General features: G+C 46.0%; 15 protein-coding genes. 10 read left to right on the plus strand and 5 right to left on the minus strand.

The window, feature by feature from the left end:
• Positions 1 to 94: 94 nt before the first annotated feature.
• The 4 genes from L5M29_RS20685 to L5M29_RS20700 all read right to left on the minus strand — a co-directional run bounded on the left by L5M29_RS20685 (position 95) and on the right by L5M29_RS20700 (position 9,053).
• Positions 95 to 3,142, minus strand: a complete 3,048-nt coding sequence (locus L5M29_RS20685; RefSeq protein ID WP_263169824.1) for an efflux RND transporter permease subunit — start codon at positions 3,140 to 3,142, stop codon at positions 95 to 97.
• A complete protein-coding gene (locus L5M29_RS20690) occupies positions 3,139 to 6,390 on the minus strand; it encodes an efflux RND transporter permease subunit (RefSeq protein WP_263169825.1) in 3,252 nt (1,083 codons plus the stop codon). Before L5M29_RS20690 ends, L5M29_RS20685 begins: the two co-directional genes overlap by 4 nt.
• A 12-nt stretch (positions 6,391 to 6,402) precedes the next feature.
• Positions 6,403 to 7,467 (minus strand): efflux RND transporter periplasmic adaptor subunit, encoded by a 1,065-nt coding sequence (locus L5M29_RS20695; RefSeq protein WP_105252698.1) that lies wholly within the window; start codon positions 7,465 to 7,467, stop codon positions 6,403 to 6,405.
• 299 nt (positions 7,468 to 7,766) lie between these two features.
• Complete coding sequence (locus tag L5M29_RS20700; protein WP_105252697.1) at positions 7,767 to 9,053, minus strand: citrate synthase; 1,287 nt, start codon at positions 9,051 to 9,053, stop codon at positions 7,767 to 7,769.
• 414 nt (positions 9,054 to 9,467) lie between these two features.
• On the opposite strand from L5M29_RS20700, the gene sdhC reads away from it, so the two are divergent.
• The 10 genes from sdhC to L5M29_RS20750 all read left to right on the plus strand — a co-directional run bounded on the left by sdhC (position 9,468) and on the right by L5M29_RS20750 (position 20,503).
• Positions 9,468 to 9,863 carry a succinate dehydrogenase, cytochrome b556 subunit gene (sdhC, locus tag L5M29_RS20705; RefSeq protein WP_012089416.1) on the plus strand — a complete coding sequence of 132 codons (396 nt, stop codon included), beginning with the start codon at positions 9,468 to 9,470 and terminating at the stop codon, positions 9,861 to 9,863.
• Entirely contained in the window at positions 9,857 to 10,204 is a 348-nt protein-coding gene (gene sdhD, locus L5M29_RS20710) for a succinate dehydrogenase, hydrophobic membrane anchor protein (RefSeq protein ID WP_028759700.1), read from the plus strand. Before sdhC ends, sdhD begins: the two co-directional genes overlap by 7 nt.
• Positions 10,205 to 11,971 (plus strand): succinate dehydrogenase flavoprotein subunit, encoded by a 1,767-nt coding sequence (gene sdhA, locus L5M29_RS20715; RefSeq protein ID WP_105252695.1) that lies wholly within the window; start codon positions 10,205 to 10,207, stop codon positions 11,969 to 11,971.
• An 11-nt stretch (positions 11,972 to 11,982) separates the two neighbouring features.
• The gene (locus tag L5M29_RS20720; RefSeq protein WP_028759701.1) at positions 11,983 to 12,690 is read left to right on the plus strand and encodes a succinate dehydrogenase iron-sulfur subunit; all 708 of its coding nucleotides are present in this window, start codon (positions 11,983 to 11,985) and stop codon (positions 12,688 to 12,690) included.
• Positions 12,691 to 12,904: 214 nt separating this feature from the next.
• Positions 12,905 to 15,736, plus strand: a complete 2,832-nt coding sequence (gene sucA, locus L5M29_RS20725; protein WP_028759702.1) for a 2-oxoglutarate dehydrogenase E1 component — start codon at positions 12,905 to 12,907, stop codon at positions 15,734 to 15,736.
• A gap of 31 nt (positions 15,737 to 15,767) precedes the next feature.
• Entirely contained in the window at positions 15,768 to 16,958 is a 1,191-nt protein-coding gene (gene odhB / locus L5M29_RS20730; protein WP_006081977.1) for a 2-oxoglutarate dehydrogenase complex dihydrolipoyllysine-residue succinyltransferase, read from the plus strand.
• Positions 16,959 to 17,063: 105 nt separating this feature from the next.
• Positions 17,064 to 18,230, plus strand: a complete 1,167-nt coding sequence (sucC, locus tag L5M29_RS20735; protein ID WP_006081976.1) for an ADP-forming succinate--CoA ligase subunit beta — start codon at positions 17,064 to 17,066, stop codon at positions 18,228 to 18,230.
• Positions 18,230 to 19,102, plus strand: coding sequence for a succinate--CoA ligase subunit alpha (gene sucD / locus L5M29_RS20740; protein WP_028759703.1), 873 nt, complete (start codon positions 18,230 to 18,232; stop codon positions 19,100 to 19,102). Before sucC ends, sucD begins: the two co-directional genes overlap by 1 nt.
• 400 nt (positions 19,103 to 19,502) lie before the next feature.
• Entirely contained in the window at positions 19,503 to 19,910 is a 408-nt protein-coding gene (gene rnk, locus L5M29_RS20745; RefSeq protein WP_263169826.1) for a nucleoside diphosphate kinase regulator, read from the plus strand.
• Between the two features lie 95 nt (positions 19,911 to 20,005).
• Positions 20,006 to 20,503: a GNAT family N-acetyltransferase gene (locus L5M29_RS20750; protein ID WP_028759705.1), complete on the plus strand. Its 498-nt coding sequence runs from the start codon at positions 20,006 to 20,008 to the stop codon at positions 20,501 to 20,503.
• 83 nt (positions 20,504 to 20,586) lie between these two features.
• On the opposite strand, the gene fur is transcribed toward L5M29_RS20750, so the two are convergent.
• Complete coding sequence (gene fur / locus L5M29_RS20755) at positions 20,587 to 21,018, minus strand: ferric iron uptake transcriptional regulator (protein WP_028759706.1); 432 nt, start codon at positions 21,016 to 21,018, stop codon at positions 20,587 to 20,589.
• Positions 21,019 to 21,272 lie beyond the last annotated feature (254 nt).

Here is a 21,272-nt window from a genome sequence, read left to right on the forward strand (position 1 = left end):
AAGGCCGCACAGCAGCCTTTTATTACAAATTCAATGGCATACTAAGTTGTCAAAGATTGCTGAACTGTTCAAGAACATCAGCTATCCAAGACAACTAAACCGTCCAAGGTAACAGTTTTTTGGCAAAGTGATCGGCTTGGCCTAAGCGAATCGCTGCGCGGTGACGCATCCGATAAAAAGCTTGATAGCACAGGGGGACTAAGTACAAGCTAGTCACTGTCGAGAACGATAAGCCACCGATAATGGCGATTGCCATGGGGTAATATGGCGGGCCGCCGCCACCGATTTGGGTATCACCCATCGCCAGTGGGACTAATCCCAGTACTGTTGTACCTACTGTCATTAACACTGGCCGCAAACGGGTGATACACACCTCCCGAATGGTGTCAGACAATTTGTCGAGATCCGGTGTCATCTGATTGATTTGATCCACCAGAACGATACCGTTGTTTACCACAATCCCCATTAAAATCAAGATACCTATCATTGCCATCACAGAAATAGGGGTGCCTGTGATAAACAGCGCCCAGAATACACCTGTGATGGAAAATAGGATCGAGGTAATAATCGCCGTTGGTAATAGTAGAGATTCAAACAACGCCGCCATAACAATATAAATCATCGCGACAGCCAAGAGCATATTAGTCACCATCACGTTCTGATCTTCATCTTGGCGCTCGAAGCCACCACGGAGTGAATAGTCGTAACCATCGGGGAAACGGATATTTTCCATCACTTGCTTGATCTTAGTTTGCGCCTCTTCTGTGGTGAGGTTTTCTAAGTTAGCCCCAATCGACAGCGAGGTTTGGCGATTGAAGTGTTTGATAGTATCGAAGCGGGGTTGGATCTCAATCTTCGCCAGATTATCTAAGGTGTACACTCTTTGGTCGAGGCGTACTATGGGTAACTGCTTGAGTTTCTCAAGTGACTTTTGCCACTCTTTCTCATAGGCCATTTCGATGCGCAGCTCGCCATTAGGATCGTGGCGGAAGGATCGCAGCGGTGAACCGCGCAGTGCCATGGAGATACTTGAGGCAATTTCATTGAGTTTTAAATCTAACCGCGCCGCCATTTGTCTATCAATGCGGATAATCACTTCTTGCTGAGCGCCATTAAGCTCGGAGCGAACATCTTGCAATCCTTTGATATTTTGCAACAAAGGAATAACTTGCTCGCTCAAGTTAATCAGCTCAGAGGTTGAACGTCCTGTCAGTGTGACTCGCACGCCAGAGTTGTCATTGCCCCAGCCAAATTGCGGTTTGGCGATGGAATACTTAGGGAAGCCACTGCGGATTTTCTTTTTTAACTCATCCACTGACATAGGCAAATCTTTCTTTAGGAGGATCACTGATGAGCCATCGTCAGAGGCATAATAGCTGTAGACAGAATCAATATGGAATTCCTCTTTATTGTTATAAAGATACTCTTCCATTTGGTTGACCATCGCCTCAGTGACATTGAGATTATGTCGACCTTCTACTTGATAGTTAATGTAGATTCGCTCATTGCTCTCGCTGTCTTCTTGGTCCTGTTTAACCATAGATAGTGGCAGGGCGGTGGATGCGAGGATCGCTACAGCAATCACGCCTGAACGCCAAGGTCTGAGCAATACCCAATCTAGGGTATTATTGTAGAAACGTTGTAATTTACCCGCATCCTTTTCGGGTGCGATGTCAAAGTGGAACTTAGTCAACATCAAAGGGATTAAGGTTTTTGCGACCAATAGCGACGCGGCGAGTGAGATACAAATCGCAATAGCAACATGCTCTAGAAAAATGGTGATCTCGACTTTTACGCCAAAAATATTAGGTAAAAATACAATGGCGGTTGTCATTGTGCCTGCCAATACCGCCAGAGACACTTTATCGACCCCCGTCATGACTGACTCTTCATTGTCTTTAGGGTGTTTACCTTGTTTTTCCTGCAGTACGCTCTCAGTGACAACCACAGCGTTATCAATCAACATACCGACGGCGAGCAGGAGTCCCATCATAGACAGAATATTCAAGCTGTAACCGAGTAGATACATAGCGGCGAGCGTCATACCGATTGAAATAGGCACGGATGACACAACCACTAAAGTCATTTTCAAATTACGCAGGAATAAGTACAGCACGACAAAGGACAGCAGTGCACCGATTAACCCTGAAAGCAGCAAATCCATTAGTGAAGATTTTACTCCAGAGGCTTGATCTTCCATGATAAATAGGCGAATACCTTGGAACTGTTGGTCCTGCTTCGCAAGCTCAATCACCTTCATGACACGGTCTGACACTTCGACTAAGTTAGCGCCAGATTCCTTAAACACATCCAAACCCACGGCATAGTGCTTATCTAAATGTCGACCTTCGATACGTTCAGGTAGGGCAAATTGCACATCGGCGATATCGCCTAAGGTCAATCCGGGGATCAGTACTAGTGCTTTGATATCCTCAAGGTTTCTAAACTCACCCTTAGGTGAAACTTGATAAACGATATTACTGGCCCTGAGTGTACCTGCGCTCAGCACAAAGTTCTCTCTGCCGAGACGTTGTTGCAAATCCGTGGCTGAAAATCCACTGGCGGCAAGGCGATCGGCATTGATGCGTACCTCAATTTGCTTTTGCTCAACGCCGTACAGGCTGACCTTAGAGACACCTTCAACACGTTCAAGCGGACGCTTGAGCTGTTTATCGAGTAGATCGAATGCACCTGAAAGCTCACGATCACTTGAGATGCGTATGGTGAGCACAGGCATGTCGGCGGTGGAGAATTGGCGGATAAAGACCCGCTCCACATCCTTGGGCAGTAAATGCCGCACAGCATCGATTTTTTCCCGCGCTTCTAAGCTCTTAGTGGCAACGTTTTCCCCCCACTTCATGTTGATTTCGATTTCGGCGCCTTCTTGGGAGGATTCTGATTCAAGCTCATCAATCCCACCCATAGTCGCGAGGGATTCCTCCAGCACTTTGGTAATATCGCGCTCCACTTCAGCAGGGGTCGAGCCTTTGTAAGGCACTTCCACCACTATCTGTGGGATATCGATACCGGGGAACATTTCCAGCGGTAATAGGCGACTCGAGGCGAGACCAAACAGCAAGATAGCAAAGAAGAACATGCTGGTGGTTACGGGGCGCTTAATGGCTAAACGGGTGAGGTTCATGGGCGAGCCTCCTCTACGTTTACATGTGAGCCAGTTACTGCGTATTCTTTACGGTCGAATAGGGCATAGAGCACTGGGAGCACTACTAAGGTCAGTAGTGTTGATAAACTCAGACCAAAGATCACCGTAATCGCCATCGGTGCGCGCACCTCTGAGCCATCACCTAGACCTAGCGCCATCGGCAATAAGCCTAAGGTCGTGGTGAGGGTTGTCATCATAATCGGGCGTAGGCGCGATTTAGCTGCATCGCGAATGGCATCAAGTTTTTGAGCACCTTCGCTACGCAGTTGATTGATCCGATCCACAAGCACAATCGCGTTGTTCACGACGATCCCCGCCAACATGATAAGGCCAATAAATACCACCACACTCAAATGAGTTTGGGTGATATAAAGCCCAAGTACACTGCCACCTAATGCCATAGGTACGGCAAAGAGAATAAGCAAGGGATGTAATAGTGATTCAAACTGACTCGCCATGACTAAATACACTAAGAAAATCGCTAAGATAAGGGCAATTTTGAGTGATTGGAACGAGTGCTCCATTTCCTCATTTTGACCACCAAAACGGGCCTGAACCGATGCGGGTAACACTTGTTGCGATAGTATCTGCTGCGCCTGTGCAACCGCATCGCTTAAATCACCATAGGCGAGGTTAGCTGATACGAGAGCCACACGTTGTTGGCTGATGCGGTTAATCGCAGATGGGCCTAATTGCAATGAAACTTCTGCAACTGCGCTTAATGCAATAGGTTGACTGCTATTCGGATTGATGATTAAGGCATCGATATCGCTGATTTGATCCCGCTCCGCGAGTTCACTGCGCACCAGAATATCAATCTTACGGTCACGCACTGTGTATTGACTGGCAACAGTACCACCAACACGTTGGGCAATACGGTTTGCAACCGTTGGCGCATCCATTCCTAGAGCCGCTAACCTTGCATGATCGAAACGGATACTTAGCTCAGGTTGACCATCACGTAGACTGGTGTTCACGTCGGCAAAACGCTCCGATGCGGATAATGCTTTGACGAGACTATCTGCGCTGCGTTTGAGTAAGTTTAAATCGTAACCTGTGAGCTCAATCTCTAGTGGCGTTTTAAAGCTGAATAACTCAGGTTGCTCAATTTTCGCTTCAAGTTCAGGAATACGGCGCGCAGTATCACGTAATACTTGAGTGACTGCGTTATAGGCACTGTGGTCGTTAAGCACCACTTGCAAGCGGCCCCAGTTTTCACCCCCGCGGGCAGTATCCGAAGTCATCAAACCGCCACTACCGGCTTGACTATAAGCATGTTTAACTTCGGCTCTGTCTTTAATTGACAGTGCAAGTTGCTGTAATATCTTGTCGGTTTCGCTCACAGCCGTACCCGGCGGCAGTAAGATCTCCACGTAAAACTCGCCCTGATTCATTGGCGGAATAAGCTCCGTACCAAGTCGCGGTAACAAACTAATACAAGCGCCTGTTATTGCAATCGTGAGTAACAGCGTTGCTTTCTGTTGGCGCAGCGCCGAGGCCAGAAGCTTGTAATAAACCTTCTCAATACTGTGGTAGACAAAGTTAAATGCTGAGCTTAACGGGCGCATCACTAGACCAATAAGCCATGAGAAAAAGCGGCCTAAAATCAACACTAAGCTCAGTAGTGCACTAGGTAAGTAACTAACAATTAATAGAATAGGAAAAGAAAACACAGTCGCACTATAGTGTTTAAGCTTGCCCATTTTAGTGGTGGGTTTATCCTTAGGTGTCGTTTTTATCAGCGCGGGTAAGGTTTTAAAGCCTTCACGTGATGCCAGCATTGGAATGGACGTTAATGCGACTAATAGCGATGCTAACAGCGCAAAAGTGACCGTTAGCGCTTGGTCTGAGAAGAGGGCGCCAGCAATCCCATCCACAAATACTAGCGGCACAAACACCGCAAGAGTGGTGAGTGTTGAGGCAAAAATCGCGCCTGCCACTTCTTTAGTTCCCGTCACTGCGGCTTCTAATTTACTCATGCCTTCGCTACGGCAGCGGTCAATGTTCTCTAATACCACAATGGCGTTATCGACCAAGAGACCTATGGCAAGGGCAATACCACCTAATGACATGATGTTTAAGCTGATATCGGCAAAATACATCATGTTAAAGGTGGCGATCACTGAGAAGGGAATCGAGATAGAAATAATTAGTGTCGGGATGATATTACGCAAGAACAGGTAAATCACTAGCATAGATAACAAGCTGCCCATCAGCGCAGAAGAGGTGACTTCGCTGACCGCACTTTCGATAAACTCAGACTGATCGTAAATCACTTCGAGCTTATTTTGCTTAGGGTCTTGATTGATTTTGACGAGTTCATCGCGCAGTTTTTTGGCGACAGCGACAGTATTTGCATCACCTTCTTTATAAATGGCCAGTTCAATCGATTCTTGACTGCCGATGCGGGTGATATCACTACGCTCTTTGTAAGCATCTGTGATGGTAGCAACTTCGAATAAACGGACTAAAGCTTGCTCGTCGCGATAGACGATCACTTGGCCGAGTTCATCTAATGAGTTGAATTGGTTTAGCGTTCGTACTAAGTATTCGCGATCACCTTGGATCACTTTACCCGCAGAGAGGTTGATGTTTTCCTCATTAATACGACGTTTAATATCATCGGCATTGAGATTGAGCTGCGACAGTTTTTCTTGATTGAGCTGAATATGCACTTCTTGCTCTAGGCCGCCAGATAAACGCACGGCGGCGACCCCAGATAGCGCCTCTAAACGACGCTTAAGTTCTTCCTCTGCATAGGTGCGCATTTGTTTGAGATCGGCTTCAGAGGCATTGGGCACAGACAGCGCGAGACGCATAATAGGGTCAAGGTTGGGGTTAAAACGCAGTAATAAGGGCTTTTTTACATCGAGCGGCAGAGCGATAGTGTCGAGTTTTTCACGTACATCTAAACTCGCCATATCCATTGTTGTGCCCCATTCAAACTCAAGCACCACATCCGACATGCCTGAGCGCGAAATAGAACTGATTTTACGTAAGCCTTTGACCACGCCAACGGCTTCTTCAATTGGTTTAGAGACGAGCTGTTCGACTTCAACTGGCGCCGCGCCGTCATACATAGTGCGAATGGTTAATGTGGGATAGCTTAAGTCTGGCAGTAACTTCACCGCTAGGCGGGAAAATCCCACCATACCGAATAAAATCACTGCCAGCATGAACATCCATACCGTGACTGGCCGTTTAACGGAAGTGCTGATAATTGACATGAAAGGCTCCTATCAGTTCTTAGCGGAAGCAAGATCGAGTGGGGTGATCACTTCGACTAAGGATTGGTCTTTCAAGTTTTGCTGGCCACGGGTAACGACTTGCTCACCGGGGTTAATACCTGTAATCACTTCTACCGAATCACCTTCACGGTAGCCAATTTCGACTTCACGACGGTTCGCATTGGTACCATCAATAACATAAAGCGCTTGTTTGTTGTCTTGGTTGATCAAGGCGCTGTAGGGAACAGTAATCACGTTCTCGTGGGTATCGTATTTGAGCTCAACCCGGGTAAACATGCCAGCTTTAAGGCGCGCCTCTTGATTCGGCACAGCAAGTGTCACCTTAAAGGTGCCACTTTGTGGGTCGACAATCGGGCTTATGCGCAACACTTTGGCGTGGATAGCATTCTTGCTATGTTGATTACTAAACACTTGTGCTTCTTGGCCGAGTTTTAAGCTCGCAAGCTGTTGCTCTGGGAGATGAACAATACCGTGGAGTTCATCTTGATTGACGATGTAGAACAAGTCGCCAAATTCCTTCGCCATATTGCCAGCTTTCACATAACGTTTAGCTACTACGCCGCTAATAGGGGACAGTACGCGGCTTTCTTTTACTTGCAGTTCGGCGAGATCTTTTTTAGCGATAGCGGCTTGCAAGTTATATTCAAGTTTGGCCATTGAATCCGCGCTGATAAATTCTCTGTTGCTCATTTTCTTCAGACGATTCAATTCCTGCTCGATGATTTTGACTTCGGCTTCTGAGCGGTCTAAATCATATTGCTGCCTCTTGGCATCAATAACAGCCAGCACTTGGCCCTTTTGAACGCGGTCACCTTCTTCAACAGCGAGAGATTCAATGAGCCCTGATATACGACTCACTACATTGGCTTCCTGTGGCGCTTCTAAGGTGGCAGTTGTACTGTAAAAAGAAGAAACGTTTCCTTGCATCACTGTAGTGGTTTCGACGGGAATGGCATATTTTTCTTCTTTTTTGACCACTTCTTCCTCACCACAGGCTGCTAGCATCGAAATCATTAGCAGTGGGAGGGTGAATTGAGCAATTTTTGACTTTTCCATAAGAATGTTACCTGTTGTCTTTATTGTGATGCCATTTGAGAGCAGAAACCGTGCCAACATTAAATATAGCTTAATTTCATATAGTTAAGCTATATTTAAGTTAAGGCTAATGTGCGAATTTCACTAAATGTAGCTAAAAAGTTTAAAAAGTGATGAGAATAACTAAAGGCGGTTAACAGCGGTTACGCAAGTAGGCAATTGCAACAATGTATTTTGTCTAACAAAGGGAGTGTAAAAGGCGATTGTTTGATATGAAAAAAGCGCCCTCAGGCGCTTTTTAATGCATAAGTCGTGGGGACTTAGCGTTTGTCTTGTGCGACGAAATCACGCGCAGTTTCGCCAGTGTATAACTGACGTGGACGGCTGATTTTGTGGCCTGGTTGATCTAACATTTCTTTCCAGTGTGCAATCCAGCCTACAGTACGTGCCAGTGCGAATAGCACAGTGAACATACTGGTTGGAATACCAATGGCTTTCATGATGATGCCAGAGTAGAAGTCGACGTTTGGATACAGCTTTTTAGAAATGAAGTATTCGTCTTCAAGTGCAATGCGCTCAAGCTCCATTGCCACATCCAAGAGTGGATCTTGTACTTTCAGTTCTTTCAGCACTTCATGACAGGTTTCACGCATCACTTTGGCTCGTGGGTCAAAGTTTTTGTAAACACGGTGTCCAAAGCCCATCAGACGGAAAGGATCATTTTTATCTTTAGCGCGTTCAATGAATTCAGGAATACGGTCTACTGAACCGATTTCTTCTAACATTTGCAAACAGGCTTCGTTAGCGCCGCCGTGTGCAGGGCCCCAAAGAGATGCGATACCCGCTGCAATACACGCAAATGGGTTTGCACCTGAAGAACCGGCTAAACGTACTGTTGAAGTCGATGCGTTTTGTTCATGATCTGCATGTAAAATGAAGATCCTGTCCATTGCACGTTCAACAATAGGGTTCACGACGTATTCTTCGCACGGTACAGCAAACATCATGCTTAAGAAGTTGCCTGCATAGCTTAAGTCATTACGTGGGTACACGAATGGCTGGCCTGAAGAATACTTGTAGCACATGGCTGCTATCGTAGGCATTTTTGAGACTAAGCGATAAGCGGCGATTTCGCGGTGACGTGGATCGTTAACATCCAGAGAGTCTTGGTAAAATGCAGATAATGCACCCGTCACACCACATAACATGGCCATAGGATGTGCATCACGACGGAAACCTCTAAAGAAGAAGGCTAGCTGCTCGTGAACCATAGTGTGGGTTTTAACTGTATGTACAAACTCAGTATATTGCGCTTTGGTCGGTAGTTCACCGTAAAGCAGCAAATAACACAGGTCTAGGTAATCGGAGTCAACGGCAAGTTGATCGATTGGATAGCCACGGTGTAACAATATACCTAGATCACCATCAATATAGGTAATTGCAGATTCACAGGAGGCAGTCGCAAGAAAACCTGGATCAAAAGTAAAGTAACCTTTGCTGCCAAGTTTACTGATATCGATTACGTCAAAACCAGCGGTTCCCTGCTTTACTGGCAATTCTATCGAGTCGTTCCCTGGTAATTCTAATTTGGCTTTTAAATCAGCCATACCCCGTTCTCCTTACTTAGTTCTTATCTGTGAGTGCGGCATGTCAAACCGCCATTACTTTACAGCCATTCTAGATCACATTTCAATTTAAATAAGCGTTTAAATTTGTTAGACCATGGTATAAAAGCCTTTACTTTTCTATTTGTAACTGGCACTTACAGTAAAAAATAGTCAAAAAAACATAATTTGCATTCTGTGATGTTTGTATTTGACATTTGCCGCGAGTATACTTGCCTCGCCCAATAAGGGCCGCAAACAACGATTATAAAGCACCCTTTGTTTACATGTTAAATGAGTGCGTGCTCAGATAGTTAACTGTTTGTTTAAACTTTGCTTTTGTGTTTACTTTTGCAGTGATTAACCTCCTGTTTAAAGTTTGTACAAAAGCGGTTCACATAACAAAAAAAATGCTCAATGGAGCTGAGTGAGCAGAACGTGAAAAAGCAAAGACCTGTCCATTTAGATCTGCAGACCATTCGCTTTCCTGCAACAGCGATTGTGTCAATTCTTCACCGTGTTTCCGGTGTCATCATGCTGTTCGCAGTTGGCATTCTCATTTGGTTGCTAAATTCATCTTTAGCATCAGCTGAAAGTTTCGCTGGCGTACAGTCTCTATTCGATAACTTCGTGATGAAGTTTATCCTGTGGGGCATTATGACTGCACTGGCCTATCACTTGTTTGGTGGCCTGCGCCACTTAGTAATGGATACCGGTCGTTGGGAAGAATTGTCATCGGGTGCCGCATCAGCGAAAGCTGTATTTGCCTTAACGGTAGCCTTTTCAATCATAGCGGGGATCTGGGTATGGTAACCAATGCAGCAAGTTTTGGACGCAGTGGTGTTCATGACTATATTCTACTACGCGCTAGTGCAGTGATCCTCGCCTGTTACACCATTTTCTTGGTTGGCTTTATTGCATGTAGTTCCCCTCTCACCTACGACGTCTGGCATGGCCTATTTAGTGCTCTGCCAATGAAAGTGTTTACACTTCTGACGCTGGTAGCCTTATTAGTACATGCTTGGATTGGTGTATGGCAAGTGCTGACAGATTACGTTAAGTGCACGTCGTTACGTGGTGTTTTACAGTTCACCTTTGTCGTTACCGTATTTTGTTATTTAGCGGCCGGCATTGTTATTGTGTGGGGTGTCTAAGTGAGTATTCCAGTACGCGAATTTGATGCTGTAGTGATCGGTGCCGGTGGCGCTGGTATGCGTGCAGCGCTGCAGATTTCCAAAGAAGGTAAAAGCTGTGCGCTTTTATCAAAAGTATTCCCAACCCGTTCTCATACCGTATCTGCGCAGGGTGGTATCACTGTTGCGTTAGGTAACGCCCATGAAGATCATTGGGAACAACACATGTACGATACCGTGAAAGGTTCCGATTTTATCGGTGACCAAGAAGCGATCGAGTTCATGTGTAAAACCGGTCCTGAAGCCGTGATTGAACTTGAGCAAATGGGTTTGCCTTTCTCTCGTTTCGAAAATGGTACGATTTACCAACGTCCATTTGGTGGTCAATCTAAGAACTTTGGTGGCGAGCAGGCTGCGCGTACTGCGGCAGCTGCCGACCGTACTGGTCATGCTTTGCTTCACTGTTTATATCAACAAAACGTTAAGCATAAGACGCAAGTCTTCTCAGAATGGTATGCATTAGATCTCGTTAAAAACGATGATGGCGCCGTTGTGGGTTGTACTGCGATTGAAATTGAAACGGGCGATATCGTTTATTTCAAAGCTAAAGCAACGATTCTTGCGACTGGCGGTGCAGGGCGTATTTACGCTTCGACAACTAACGCGCATATCAACACCGGTGACGGCGTAGGTATGGCAATGCGTGCTGGCGTGCAAATGCAAGACATGGAAATGTGGCAATTCCACCCAACTGGCATCGCTGGCGCGGGTGTACTTGTGACTGAAGGTTGTCGTGGTGAAGGTGGTTATCTACTGAACAAAGACGGCGAGCGTTTCATGGAGCGTTATGCCCCTAACGCGAAAGATTTGGCATCACGTGACGTGGTAGCACGTTCAATGATGACTGAAATCCGCGAAGGTCGTGGTTTAGACGGTCCATTAGGCCCACACTGTTTACTGAAGCTTGATCACTTAGGAAAAGAAACATTAGAAGCACGTTTACCAGGCGTGTGTGAATTGTCTCGTACTTTTGCCCATATCGATCCAGCCGATGGTCCAATTCCAGTACTACCAACCTGTCATTATATGATGGGCGGTCTACCAACTAAGGTCAGTGGTCAAGTTATTCGTAAGAATGAAGACGGCACTGAACAAGATGTTATTGGTCTGTTCGCTGTGGGTGAGATTGCCTGTGTATCTGTACATGGTGCAAACCGTTTAGGTGGTAACTCACTGCTTGATTTAGTGGTCTTTGGCCGCGCAGCGGGTCAGCATTTAGGTAAAGCTTTGGATGAGACTGACGATCCAAAAGACGCAAGTGATGCGGATATTGCTGCCTCTCTGGCGCGTCTGAATCGTTGGGAAAGCAACAAAGATGGCGAAGACCCAGCGCAAATCCGTAAGGATCTGCAACTGTGTATGCAATTAAACTTCTCTGTATTCCGTCGTGGCGATGCTATGGCTGAAGGGTTAGAGCAGTTGAAAGTGATTCGTGAACGTCTTGCAAATGCTAAATTGTCTGATAACTCTCGTGAATTCAATACTCAACGTATTGAATGTTTAGAGTTAGATAACTTGATGGCAACGGCAATCGCCACGGCTTATGCGGCTAACTTCCGTACCGAAAGTCGCGGTGCTCACTCACGTGAAGATTATTTAGAGCGTGATGATGAGAACTGGTTATGCCACAGCTTATTTGACCCAATCACTGAAACGATGGATCGTCGTGCAGTGAACATGGCACCTAAGTTACGTGAAGCATTCCCACCGAAGAAACGTACCTACTAGGAGTTGCAAAGATGAAATTGACATTTGCAGTTTATCGCTACAATCCTGACGTAGATACTAAACCGTATATGCAGGATTACAGCTTAGAAGTGGCTGAAGGCTCTGACATGATGGTGCTCGATGCACTGATCAAGTTGAAAGAGCAAGATCCGACTTTGTCATTCCGTCGCTCATGCCGTGAAGGCGTGTGTGGTTCAGACGGCGTGAACATGAATGGTAAGAATGGTCTGGCGTGTATTACCCCAATTTCAACCTTTAAAGGCAAGAAATTAGAAATACGTCCATTACCAGGTATGCCTGTTGTTCGTGACTTAGTTGTTGATTTAACTCAGTTCTATAAGCAGTATGAGAAGATCAAGCCTTATCTCATCAATGATGAGAAACAACCCGCTCGTGAACACTTACAATCCCCTGAAGAGCGTGCTCATTTAGATGGTTTGTACGAATGTATCATGTGTGCCTGTTGTTCTACGGCTTGCCCATCATTTTGGTGGAATCCTGATAAGTTTATCGGTCCAAGCGGTCTGCTTCATGCATATCGTTTCTTGATCGACAGTCGCGATACAGCTACAGAAGAACGTTTATCTGAGCTGGACGACGCCTATAGCGTGTTCCGTTGCCATGGCATCATGAACTGCGTTGACGTTTGTCCAAAAGGTCTTAATCCGACTAAAGCAATTGGTCATATTAAGTCCATGCTGTTGAAGCGAGCAGTGTAATGCGAGAACCCGAGCTGAAACCAATAATAATATAGCTCTTGAAGAGTCACTTTCTGGTAGCAGAAGGTGACTCTTTTGCGTATGTAATGGAAGACAACGCGCCGTATATCTGGACATCTAGGGGCGGCAGAAATTATGCGTCGAAGGTAATCTCTACAGACTGCATATTTAATACTATGGCTAAGCACGTGTATAAAGTTTGAAAGGAATAGAAATGCACCAAGGCATCATGAAAGCCTGGCTCGAATCATCTCACTTAAGTGGTGCAAATTCGACCTACGTAGAAGAGATGTATGAAGCCTATCAAGAAGACCCACAGTCAGTCGCTGATGATTGGCGTGCGGTATTTGATAATCTCCCTCCTGTGAACGGTGCCTCTGTTGATGCGCCTGAAGCTGCTCACTCAAAAGTACGTGATTATTTTCGCAGTTTAGCGTTAGAAGGTCGCCATAAGAGCTCGGCTCGTGTGACGGATCCTGAAATGGATGCTAAGCAAGTTAAAGTCCTGCAATTAATTAACGCCCATCGTTTCCGTGGTCACCAAGGTGCTAATCTTGATCCCCTCGAACTGTGGAAACGTGAACCCGTAGCTGATTTAGATCCTGCCTTCCACGGCTTGACTAAAGAAGACATGGAACGTGAGTTTAATACAGGTTCTTTTGCTCATGGTGGCGAAACCATGAAGCTCGCGGATTTGGTAAAAGCGCTGAAAGCCACCTACTGTGGTTCTATCGGTGCTGAATATATGCACATTACCGATACCGATGAGAAACGCTGGATCCAACAACGTCTCGAACCTTCCTTAGGTAAAGCTAACTACGATAAAAGTGTTAAGACACGCATTCTTGAAGGCCTTAACGCCGCAGAAGGTATTGAAAAATACTTAGGTGCTAAATTCCCTGGTGCGAAACGTTTCTCGTTAGAAGGCGGTGATGCGTTAGTGCCTATGATGCGCGAAATTATTTATCGTGCAGGTGAAGCCGGTACTAAAGAAATCGTCGTCGGTATGGCTCACCGTGGTCGTCTGAACGTGTTAGTGAACGTATTAGGTAAGCGTCCAGCTGAACTGTTTGACGAGTTCGCGGGTAAGCATGCTGATACCCACGGTTCTGGTGACGTTAAGTACCACCAAGGTTTCTCCTCTGATTTTGAAACGCCGGGTGGCAATGTGCATTTAGCACTGGCCTTTAACCCATCGCACCTTGAAATCGTTAACCCTGTGGTCATTGGTTCTGTACGTGCCCGTCAAGACCGTCGCGGTTGTAAGGATGGCTTACAAGTCATGCCTATTACTATTCATGGTGACTCTGCCATTGCGGGTCAAGGGATAGTACAAGAGACATTCAACATGTCTCAAACCCGTGGCTTTAAAGTCGGCGGCAGTATTCGCATCGTAGTGAACAACCAAGTGGGTTTCACGACGTCTAACCATGCGGACACTCGTTCGACTGAATACTGTACTGACATCGCTAAGATGGTTCAGGCACCGATTTTCCACGTTAACTCTGATGATCCCGAAGCCGTTGCTTTTGTGTCGCAGTTAGCCGTTGATTATCGTAACGAGTTCAAACGTGATGTGGTGGTTGAATTGGTCTGTTATCGCCGTCATGGCCATAACGAAGCCGATGAGCCAAGTGCAACTCAGCCGCTGATGTATGCCAAGATCAAGAAACACCCAACGCCACGTAAGATTTATGCAGACAAGCTAATCGCTGAAAACGTGATGGCAGCTGATGATGTGACTGGTCTTATCAATAATTACCGTGATGCATTAGATCAAGGTGATTGTGTGGTTAAAGAATGGCGCCCAATGACGCTGCATTCTGTTGACTGGACTCCGTATATCGGTCGTGAGTGGGACGAAGCGTATCAAGCCTCTATGTCGGCTGAGCGTTTACAAAGTCTGGCTGACAAACTGAGCTATGTACCTGAAAGTCATCCATTGCAATCACGGGTTGCTAAGATTTATAGCGACCGTTTAGCGATGGCAAAAGGCGAGAAGCCACTCGATTGGGGTTTTGCAGAAACGCTGGCTTATGCCTCAATTCTGGAAGACAACAAGCGTGTACGTATTACAGGTCAGGATTCTGGCCGCGGTACTTTCTTCCATCGTCATGCTGTATTGCACAATCAAAACGATGGCACGACTTACATGCCACTGCGCAATATTGCTGATGAACAAGGCCCAATTGATATTACTGACTCAGTATTATCTGAAGCCTCAGTACTGGCGTTTGAGTATGGTTATGCCACAGCAGAACCCGGTGGATTGACTATTTGGGAAGCGCAGTTTGGTGACTTTGCTAACTGTGCCCAAGTGGTAATCGATCAGTTCTTGTCATCGGGTGAGCAGAAGTGGGGCCGTTTATGTGGTCTGACTATGCTGTTACCCCATGGCTATGAAGGTCAAGGCCCTGAGCATTCAAGCGCCCGTTTAGAGCGTTTCTTGCAGATGTGTGCTAACCACAATATGCAAGTGTGTGTGCCTTCAACACCTGCACAGGTCTACCATATGTTGCGCCGCCAAGTGGTGCGTCCTATGCGTCGTCCACTTATCGTCATGTCGCCTAAGTCATTACTACGTCATCCATTAGCGGTTTCAAGCTTGGAAGAATTAGCCAATGGCAGTTTCCAAAATGTGATCGGTGAAATCGATACGTTGGAAGCAAGCAAGGTTGACCGAGTTGTCTTCTGCAGTGGTAAGGTTTACTTCGAGCTGCTGGAAAAACGTCGTAAAGAAAATATCACTAACGTAGCGTTAATCCGTGTCGAACAGTTATATCCGTTCCCACATGATGAAATGATCGTTGCTTTGGCTGATTACCAACATGTGAAAGATTTTGTTTGGTGTCAGGAAGAGCCACAGAACCAAGGTGCTTGGTACTCTAGTCAACACCATTTCTGGGCCGCGGTTCCTGCAGGTGCACAGTTAACTTATGCTGGTCGTGAAGCGTCAGCTGCACCAGCGTGTGGTTACCCTGAGTTGCACACACATCAGCAAGAATCTTTAGTGAACAGTGCCCTGAAACTTACAATCACACTGTAGTAATAGACATTTTATAAAAGGATAGTTTTTCATGAGTATCGAAATCAAGGTACCCGTACTACCAGAATCTGTTGCCGATGCCACGATTGCCACTTGGCATGTGAAAGTGGGCGAGCAAGTTTCTCGTGATCAAAACCTGGTTGATATTGAAACCGATAAAGTGGTTCTTGAAGTGGTTGCGCCAGAAGATGGCCACATTGGCGAGTTCTTATTTGAAGAAGGCGCCACTGTTCTGGGTGAACAAGTGATCGCTAAATTTATCGCCGGTGCTGTATCGGGCAAAGAAGTCACTAAAGCACAAGCTGAAGCGGCAACGCCTGCAGCTGAAACCAGCGATGAAAGCAGTGATGCGTTAAGCCCATCTGTTCGCCGTTTACTGGCAGAGCACAATGTTGATGCCAGCAAAGTAAAAGGCACTGGTGTGGGTGGTCGTATTACTAAAGAAGACGTTGAAGCTTTTGTTAAGTCTGCGCCTAAAGCAGCGGCGCCAGCAGCACCTGCTGTAGCTCCGTTAGCGGCTGGCCGTAGCGAGAAGCGCGTGCCAATGACACGTCTGCGTAAGACAATCGCAAACCGCTTGTTAGAAGCGAAAAACTCTACCGCTATGCTCACGACGTTTAACGAAGTGAACATGAAGCCCATCATGGATATCCGTAAGCAATACCAAGATATCTTTGAAAAGCGCCACGGTATTCGTTTAGGCTTTATGTCTTTCTACATCAAAGCCGTGACTGAAGCGCTGAAACGTTTCCCAGAAGTCAACGCGTCTATTGATGGCGATGATATCGTCTATCACAACTACTTCGACATCAGCATTGCAGTATCAACACCACGTGGTCTGGTAACACCAGTGTTACGTGACACAGATACCATGAACTTAGCTGAAATCGAAAAAGCAGTTCGTGACTTAGCCCTTAAAGGCCGTGACGGTAAGCTGACTGTGGCTGACATGACTGGCGGTAACTTCACTGTGACTAACGGTGGTGTTTTCGGTTCACTGATGTCTACACCGATCCTTAACCTGCCACAAAGTGCGATTTTAGGCATGCATGCCATTAAAGATCGCCCAATGGCAGTCAATGGTCAGGTTGAAATCCTGCCCATGATGTACCTAGCACTCTCATATGACCATCGTATTGTTGATGGCCGTGAGTCTGTTGGTTTCTTGGTTGCGATTAAAGACTTCCTAGAAGACCCAACTCGTCTGCTGCTTGATCTGTAACACAACTCGATAAGAGATTGCGCTTAAAGAAATAGCCAGACATACCCTCGTGACTGGCCCAAACGGGCCAGTTGGATTTGATTAGAAGTATACGGATAGATCATCATGAATTTGCATGAGTATCAGGCAAAATCCTTATTTGCCGAATATGGTTTACCAGTGTCAGAAGGTTTTGCATGTGATACAGCCCAAGAAGCTGTAGAAGCGGCAGGCCATATTGGCGGAAATTTATGGGTTGTTAAGTGTCAAGTACACGCAGGCGGCCGCGGTAAAGCAGGTGGCGTTAAAGTCACTGGCGATAAAGAAGAAATCAGAGCCTTTGCCGAACACTGGTTAGGCAAAAATCTGGTGACTTATCAAACTGATGAGAAAGGCCAGCCAGTTGCTAAAATTTTAGTAGAAAGCTGCACCGACATCGCTAACGAACTGTACTTAGGTGCCGTTGTTGACCGCGCGACTCGTCGTGTTGTGTTCATGGCGTCGACTGAAGGTGGTGTTGAAATTGAGAAAGTGGCAGAAGAAACGCCAGAACTCATCCACACTGCAATCATAGATCCTTTGACTGGCCCACAAGGTTATCAAGCACGTGATCTTGGCTTCAAGTTAGGTTTAAACCCAACTCAAATGAAGCAGTTCACTAAGATTTTCATGGGTCTGGCGACTATGTTCGTTGATCATGATTTCGCATTGCTTGAAATCAACCCACTGGTTATTACCACTGAAGGCAACCTACACTGTCTAGACGGTAAAATCGGTATCGACGGTAACGCACTTTACCGTCAACCAAAAATCAAAGGCATGCACGATCCATCACAGGATGATGCCCGCGAAGCTCACGCTGCTAAGTTCGAGCTGAACTACGTTGCATTAGACGGTAACGTTGGCTGTATGGTGAACGGTGCAGGTCTGGCGATGGGCACTATGGATATCGTTAACTTGCACGGTGGCAAGCCAGCGAACTTCCTAGACGTAGGCGGCGGCGCGACGAAAGAACGTGTAGCAGAAGCATTCAAAATCATTCTGTCTGACAGCAATGTGAAAGCGGTTCTGGTTAACATTTTCGGCGGTATCGTACGTTGTGACATGATCGCAGAAGGTATTATCGGCGCTGTTAAAGAAGTGGGCGTTAAAGTACCTGTTGTGGTTCGTTTAGAAGGTACTAACGCTGAACTTGGCCGTGAAGTATTAGCTAAATCAGGTCTAGATATCATTGCAGCTACCAGTCTAACTGACGCGGCTGAGCAAGTAGTTAAAGCTGCGGAGGGCAAATAATGTCTGTCTTAATCAATAAAGATACCAAGGTAATTTGCCAAGGTTTCACTGGCGGTCAAGGTACATTCCACTCACAACAAGCTATCGATTACGGTACGCAAATGGTGGGCGGTGTGTCTCCTGGTAAAGGTGGTCAAACTCACTTAGGTCTGCCGGTGTTCAACACTGTGAAAGACGCTGTGGCTGCGACTGGTGCGACTGCTTCTGTGATCTATGTTCCGGCTCCTTTCTGTAAGGATGCCATTCTTGAAGCTATCGACGGTGGCATCGAGCTTATCGTTTGTATCACTGAAGGCATTCCTACACTGGACATGCTGCAAGTTAAAGTGAAGCTTGAAGAAACTGGCGTTCGCATGATCGGCCCTAACTGCCCAGGTGTTATCACCCCAGGTGAATGTAAGATCGGCATTATGCCAGGTCACATCCACTTAAAAGGCAAAGTGGGCATCGTTTCTCGTTCAGGTACTCTGACTTATGAAGCGGTTAAGCAAACAACGGATGAAGGTTTCGGCCAATCTACTTGCGTAGGTATTGGTGGTGACCCAATTCCAGGTACTAGCTTCATTGATGTACTGGAAATGTTCCAAAACGATCCACAGACTGAAGCGATCGTTATGATCGGTGAAATCGGTGGTAACGCTGAGGAAGATGCGGCGGCTTTCATTAAAGCACACGTGACTAAGCCTGTTGTGTCTTATATTGCGGGTGTCACTGCACCTGCAGGTAAGCGTATGGGCCATGCTGGCGCGATTATCGCTGGCGGTAAAGGTACTGCAGAAGACAAATTTGCTGCATTAGAAGCAGCGGGCGTGACAACTGTCCGCTCGCTTGCTGATATCGGCAAAGCGCTGCGTATTCGTACAGGTTGGTAAGCTAACCTTTCGAATATAAAAGGCGCCTAAGGCGCCTTTTTTATTGGCTGTAGTTTCGGCAGCGAATCGCAGTAAATGACAGGAATGGGATTGAGCTAACACCATGAAGACTAGATATTTTTGCTTCTACGGGTTAGATTGATGCTTCTCTACTACGCGCTCGTTTGTGTCATTGGCGAGGATAATGTGAGTAGAGCCATTAACCATGAGCTAAGTGCTTATGGCTTCAGTGCTGTTCTGCAAAAAAATCTTGAACTCAAATTTATTTAACACGGTTGCAGTCTATCGTTGCGAGCGTATTTGTTTTATGGGGCTTACCGCATTGGGGGAGGGTAAGCAACAGATTCGATGTTAGCCACAGTAACGGCTTAAACATCACATTTTTTACGAGGGAAAAACTGTGAAAACACCTAAAATCATTATTTCGGAAATTGACTTAGAAAGACTAGAGCGATTATTGGAGTCACTGCCGGCAAATGCGTTTCCGGGCAAAGCGGCATTGGAGGCTGAATTAGACAGAGCCGATATTGTGCCTGCATCACAGGTGCCCGCGAATGTGGTGACCATGAATTCAGAAGTGAAGTTTAGCGTTTCATCCAATAATGAGACTTTCTGTTTACGTTTAGTGTATCCAAAAGACGTGAACGGCGCGGGCACGATTTCTATTTTGGCGCCGGTGGGCAGCGCATTATTAGGGCTCTCTCAAGGTGATGAAATTGAATGGCCAGGTCCGGGTGGTTCTATGGTAAAAGTGCGTATTGAGGAAATCCTGTATCAACCTGAACGCAGTGGTGATTTCCACCGTTAAGCTTGAGGTATTGGCGTAGTGTCGTTGACGTTACGCCAGTGCACTTTAAGCGAACCATTGGTTGATTTTTAAGTGCCATTTTTGAAGGAGCAAAGATGATAACCCAAACTGAACGGTTAATTATTCGACCATTTACTGAGCAAGATTGTGAAGCGCTTTATTTGATGAACAGTAATGCTGCGATGCTCAAATACATTCCCACCGCGGCATTTACAGCTCGCGAGCAGGCGGTTGAGTTGTTTCACAAAGTGATCCAAGTTGATTATCAGCAACATGGTTTTGGTCGTTGGGCGGTAGAGCATAAAGCCGATAAGCGGGTGATTGGTTTTTGTGGTCCGAAATTTATTCCAGAATTCAGTGAAGTCGAACTGGGTTATCGTTATTTCCCTGAGTATTGGGGAACTGGAATTGGTACTGAGGCCGCATTTGCTGCATTAGCCGAATTTAAACGTTTTGGTATTGATCAGACGATTGCACTTATCTTAGCAGGGAATCTCGGTTCTGAAGGTGTGGCTAAGCGTGTGGGCATGCATTGGCGTGAGCAAAATGAGTTTATGGGCCATAAAGTGAATATCTACGCCAAGGTGTTATAGCGGTTTACCAGTTAACATCATCCAATAAAAAACCAGCCTTAGGCTGGTTTTTTGCTTAATGCTTTATAAACACAATGGCCGACTTAGGCGTCGTTATGCTCACAGGTATCGTTGGTGCAAGTGCCGTACAAATATAAGCTGTGATTAGTCAGCTTAATATTGTGTTTCATGGCAATTTCATCTTGACGACGTTCGATGACTTCATCTGAAAACTCAATCACTTTGCCACACGATAGGCAAACTAAGTGATCATGATGATGCTGAGTCGATAGTTCGAAAACGGCTTTACCGCTCTCAAAATGATGGCGACTGACAATACCTGCATCATCAAATTGGTTTAACACACGGTAGACGGTGGCTAGACCAATTTCTTCACCGATATCGAGCAGCTTCTTGTACAAATCTTCTGCACTGATATGTTGGTTTTCAGGTCCTTGCATCAGTTCTAGGATCTTGACTCGTGGCAGGGTAATTTTCAAACCCGCTTTTTTTAGCGCTTGATTTCCATCTGTCATTGCTAATCTCTTGATTGCAGAACCAATAGGTTCATCCGTGGATAGTGTTTGCCATTATAGGTGCTCAGGTTGAAAACTTAAACCTTTGTTCTGGCTTTCTAGGGCGATATGCAGATAAATTGTGTCAATAGGCGTTAAATCACAATATTTTGCGGCAATTCAAGCATAGTTTTTGTATGGTTATACCAAGGAATAATATTCACGGCTGCCAAAGTCAGTGAGAATAATTCAAATAAATAAAATAATAAGGAATC

Source organism: Shewanella sp. SM95, from assembly GCF_025653595.1.
Classification (GTDB): domain Bacteria; phylum Pseudomonadota; class Gammaproteobacteria; order Enterobacterales; family Shewanellaceae; genus Shewanella; species Shewanella oncorhynchi.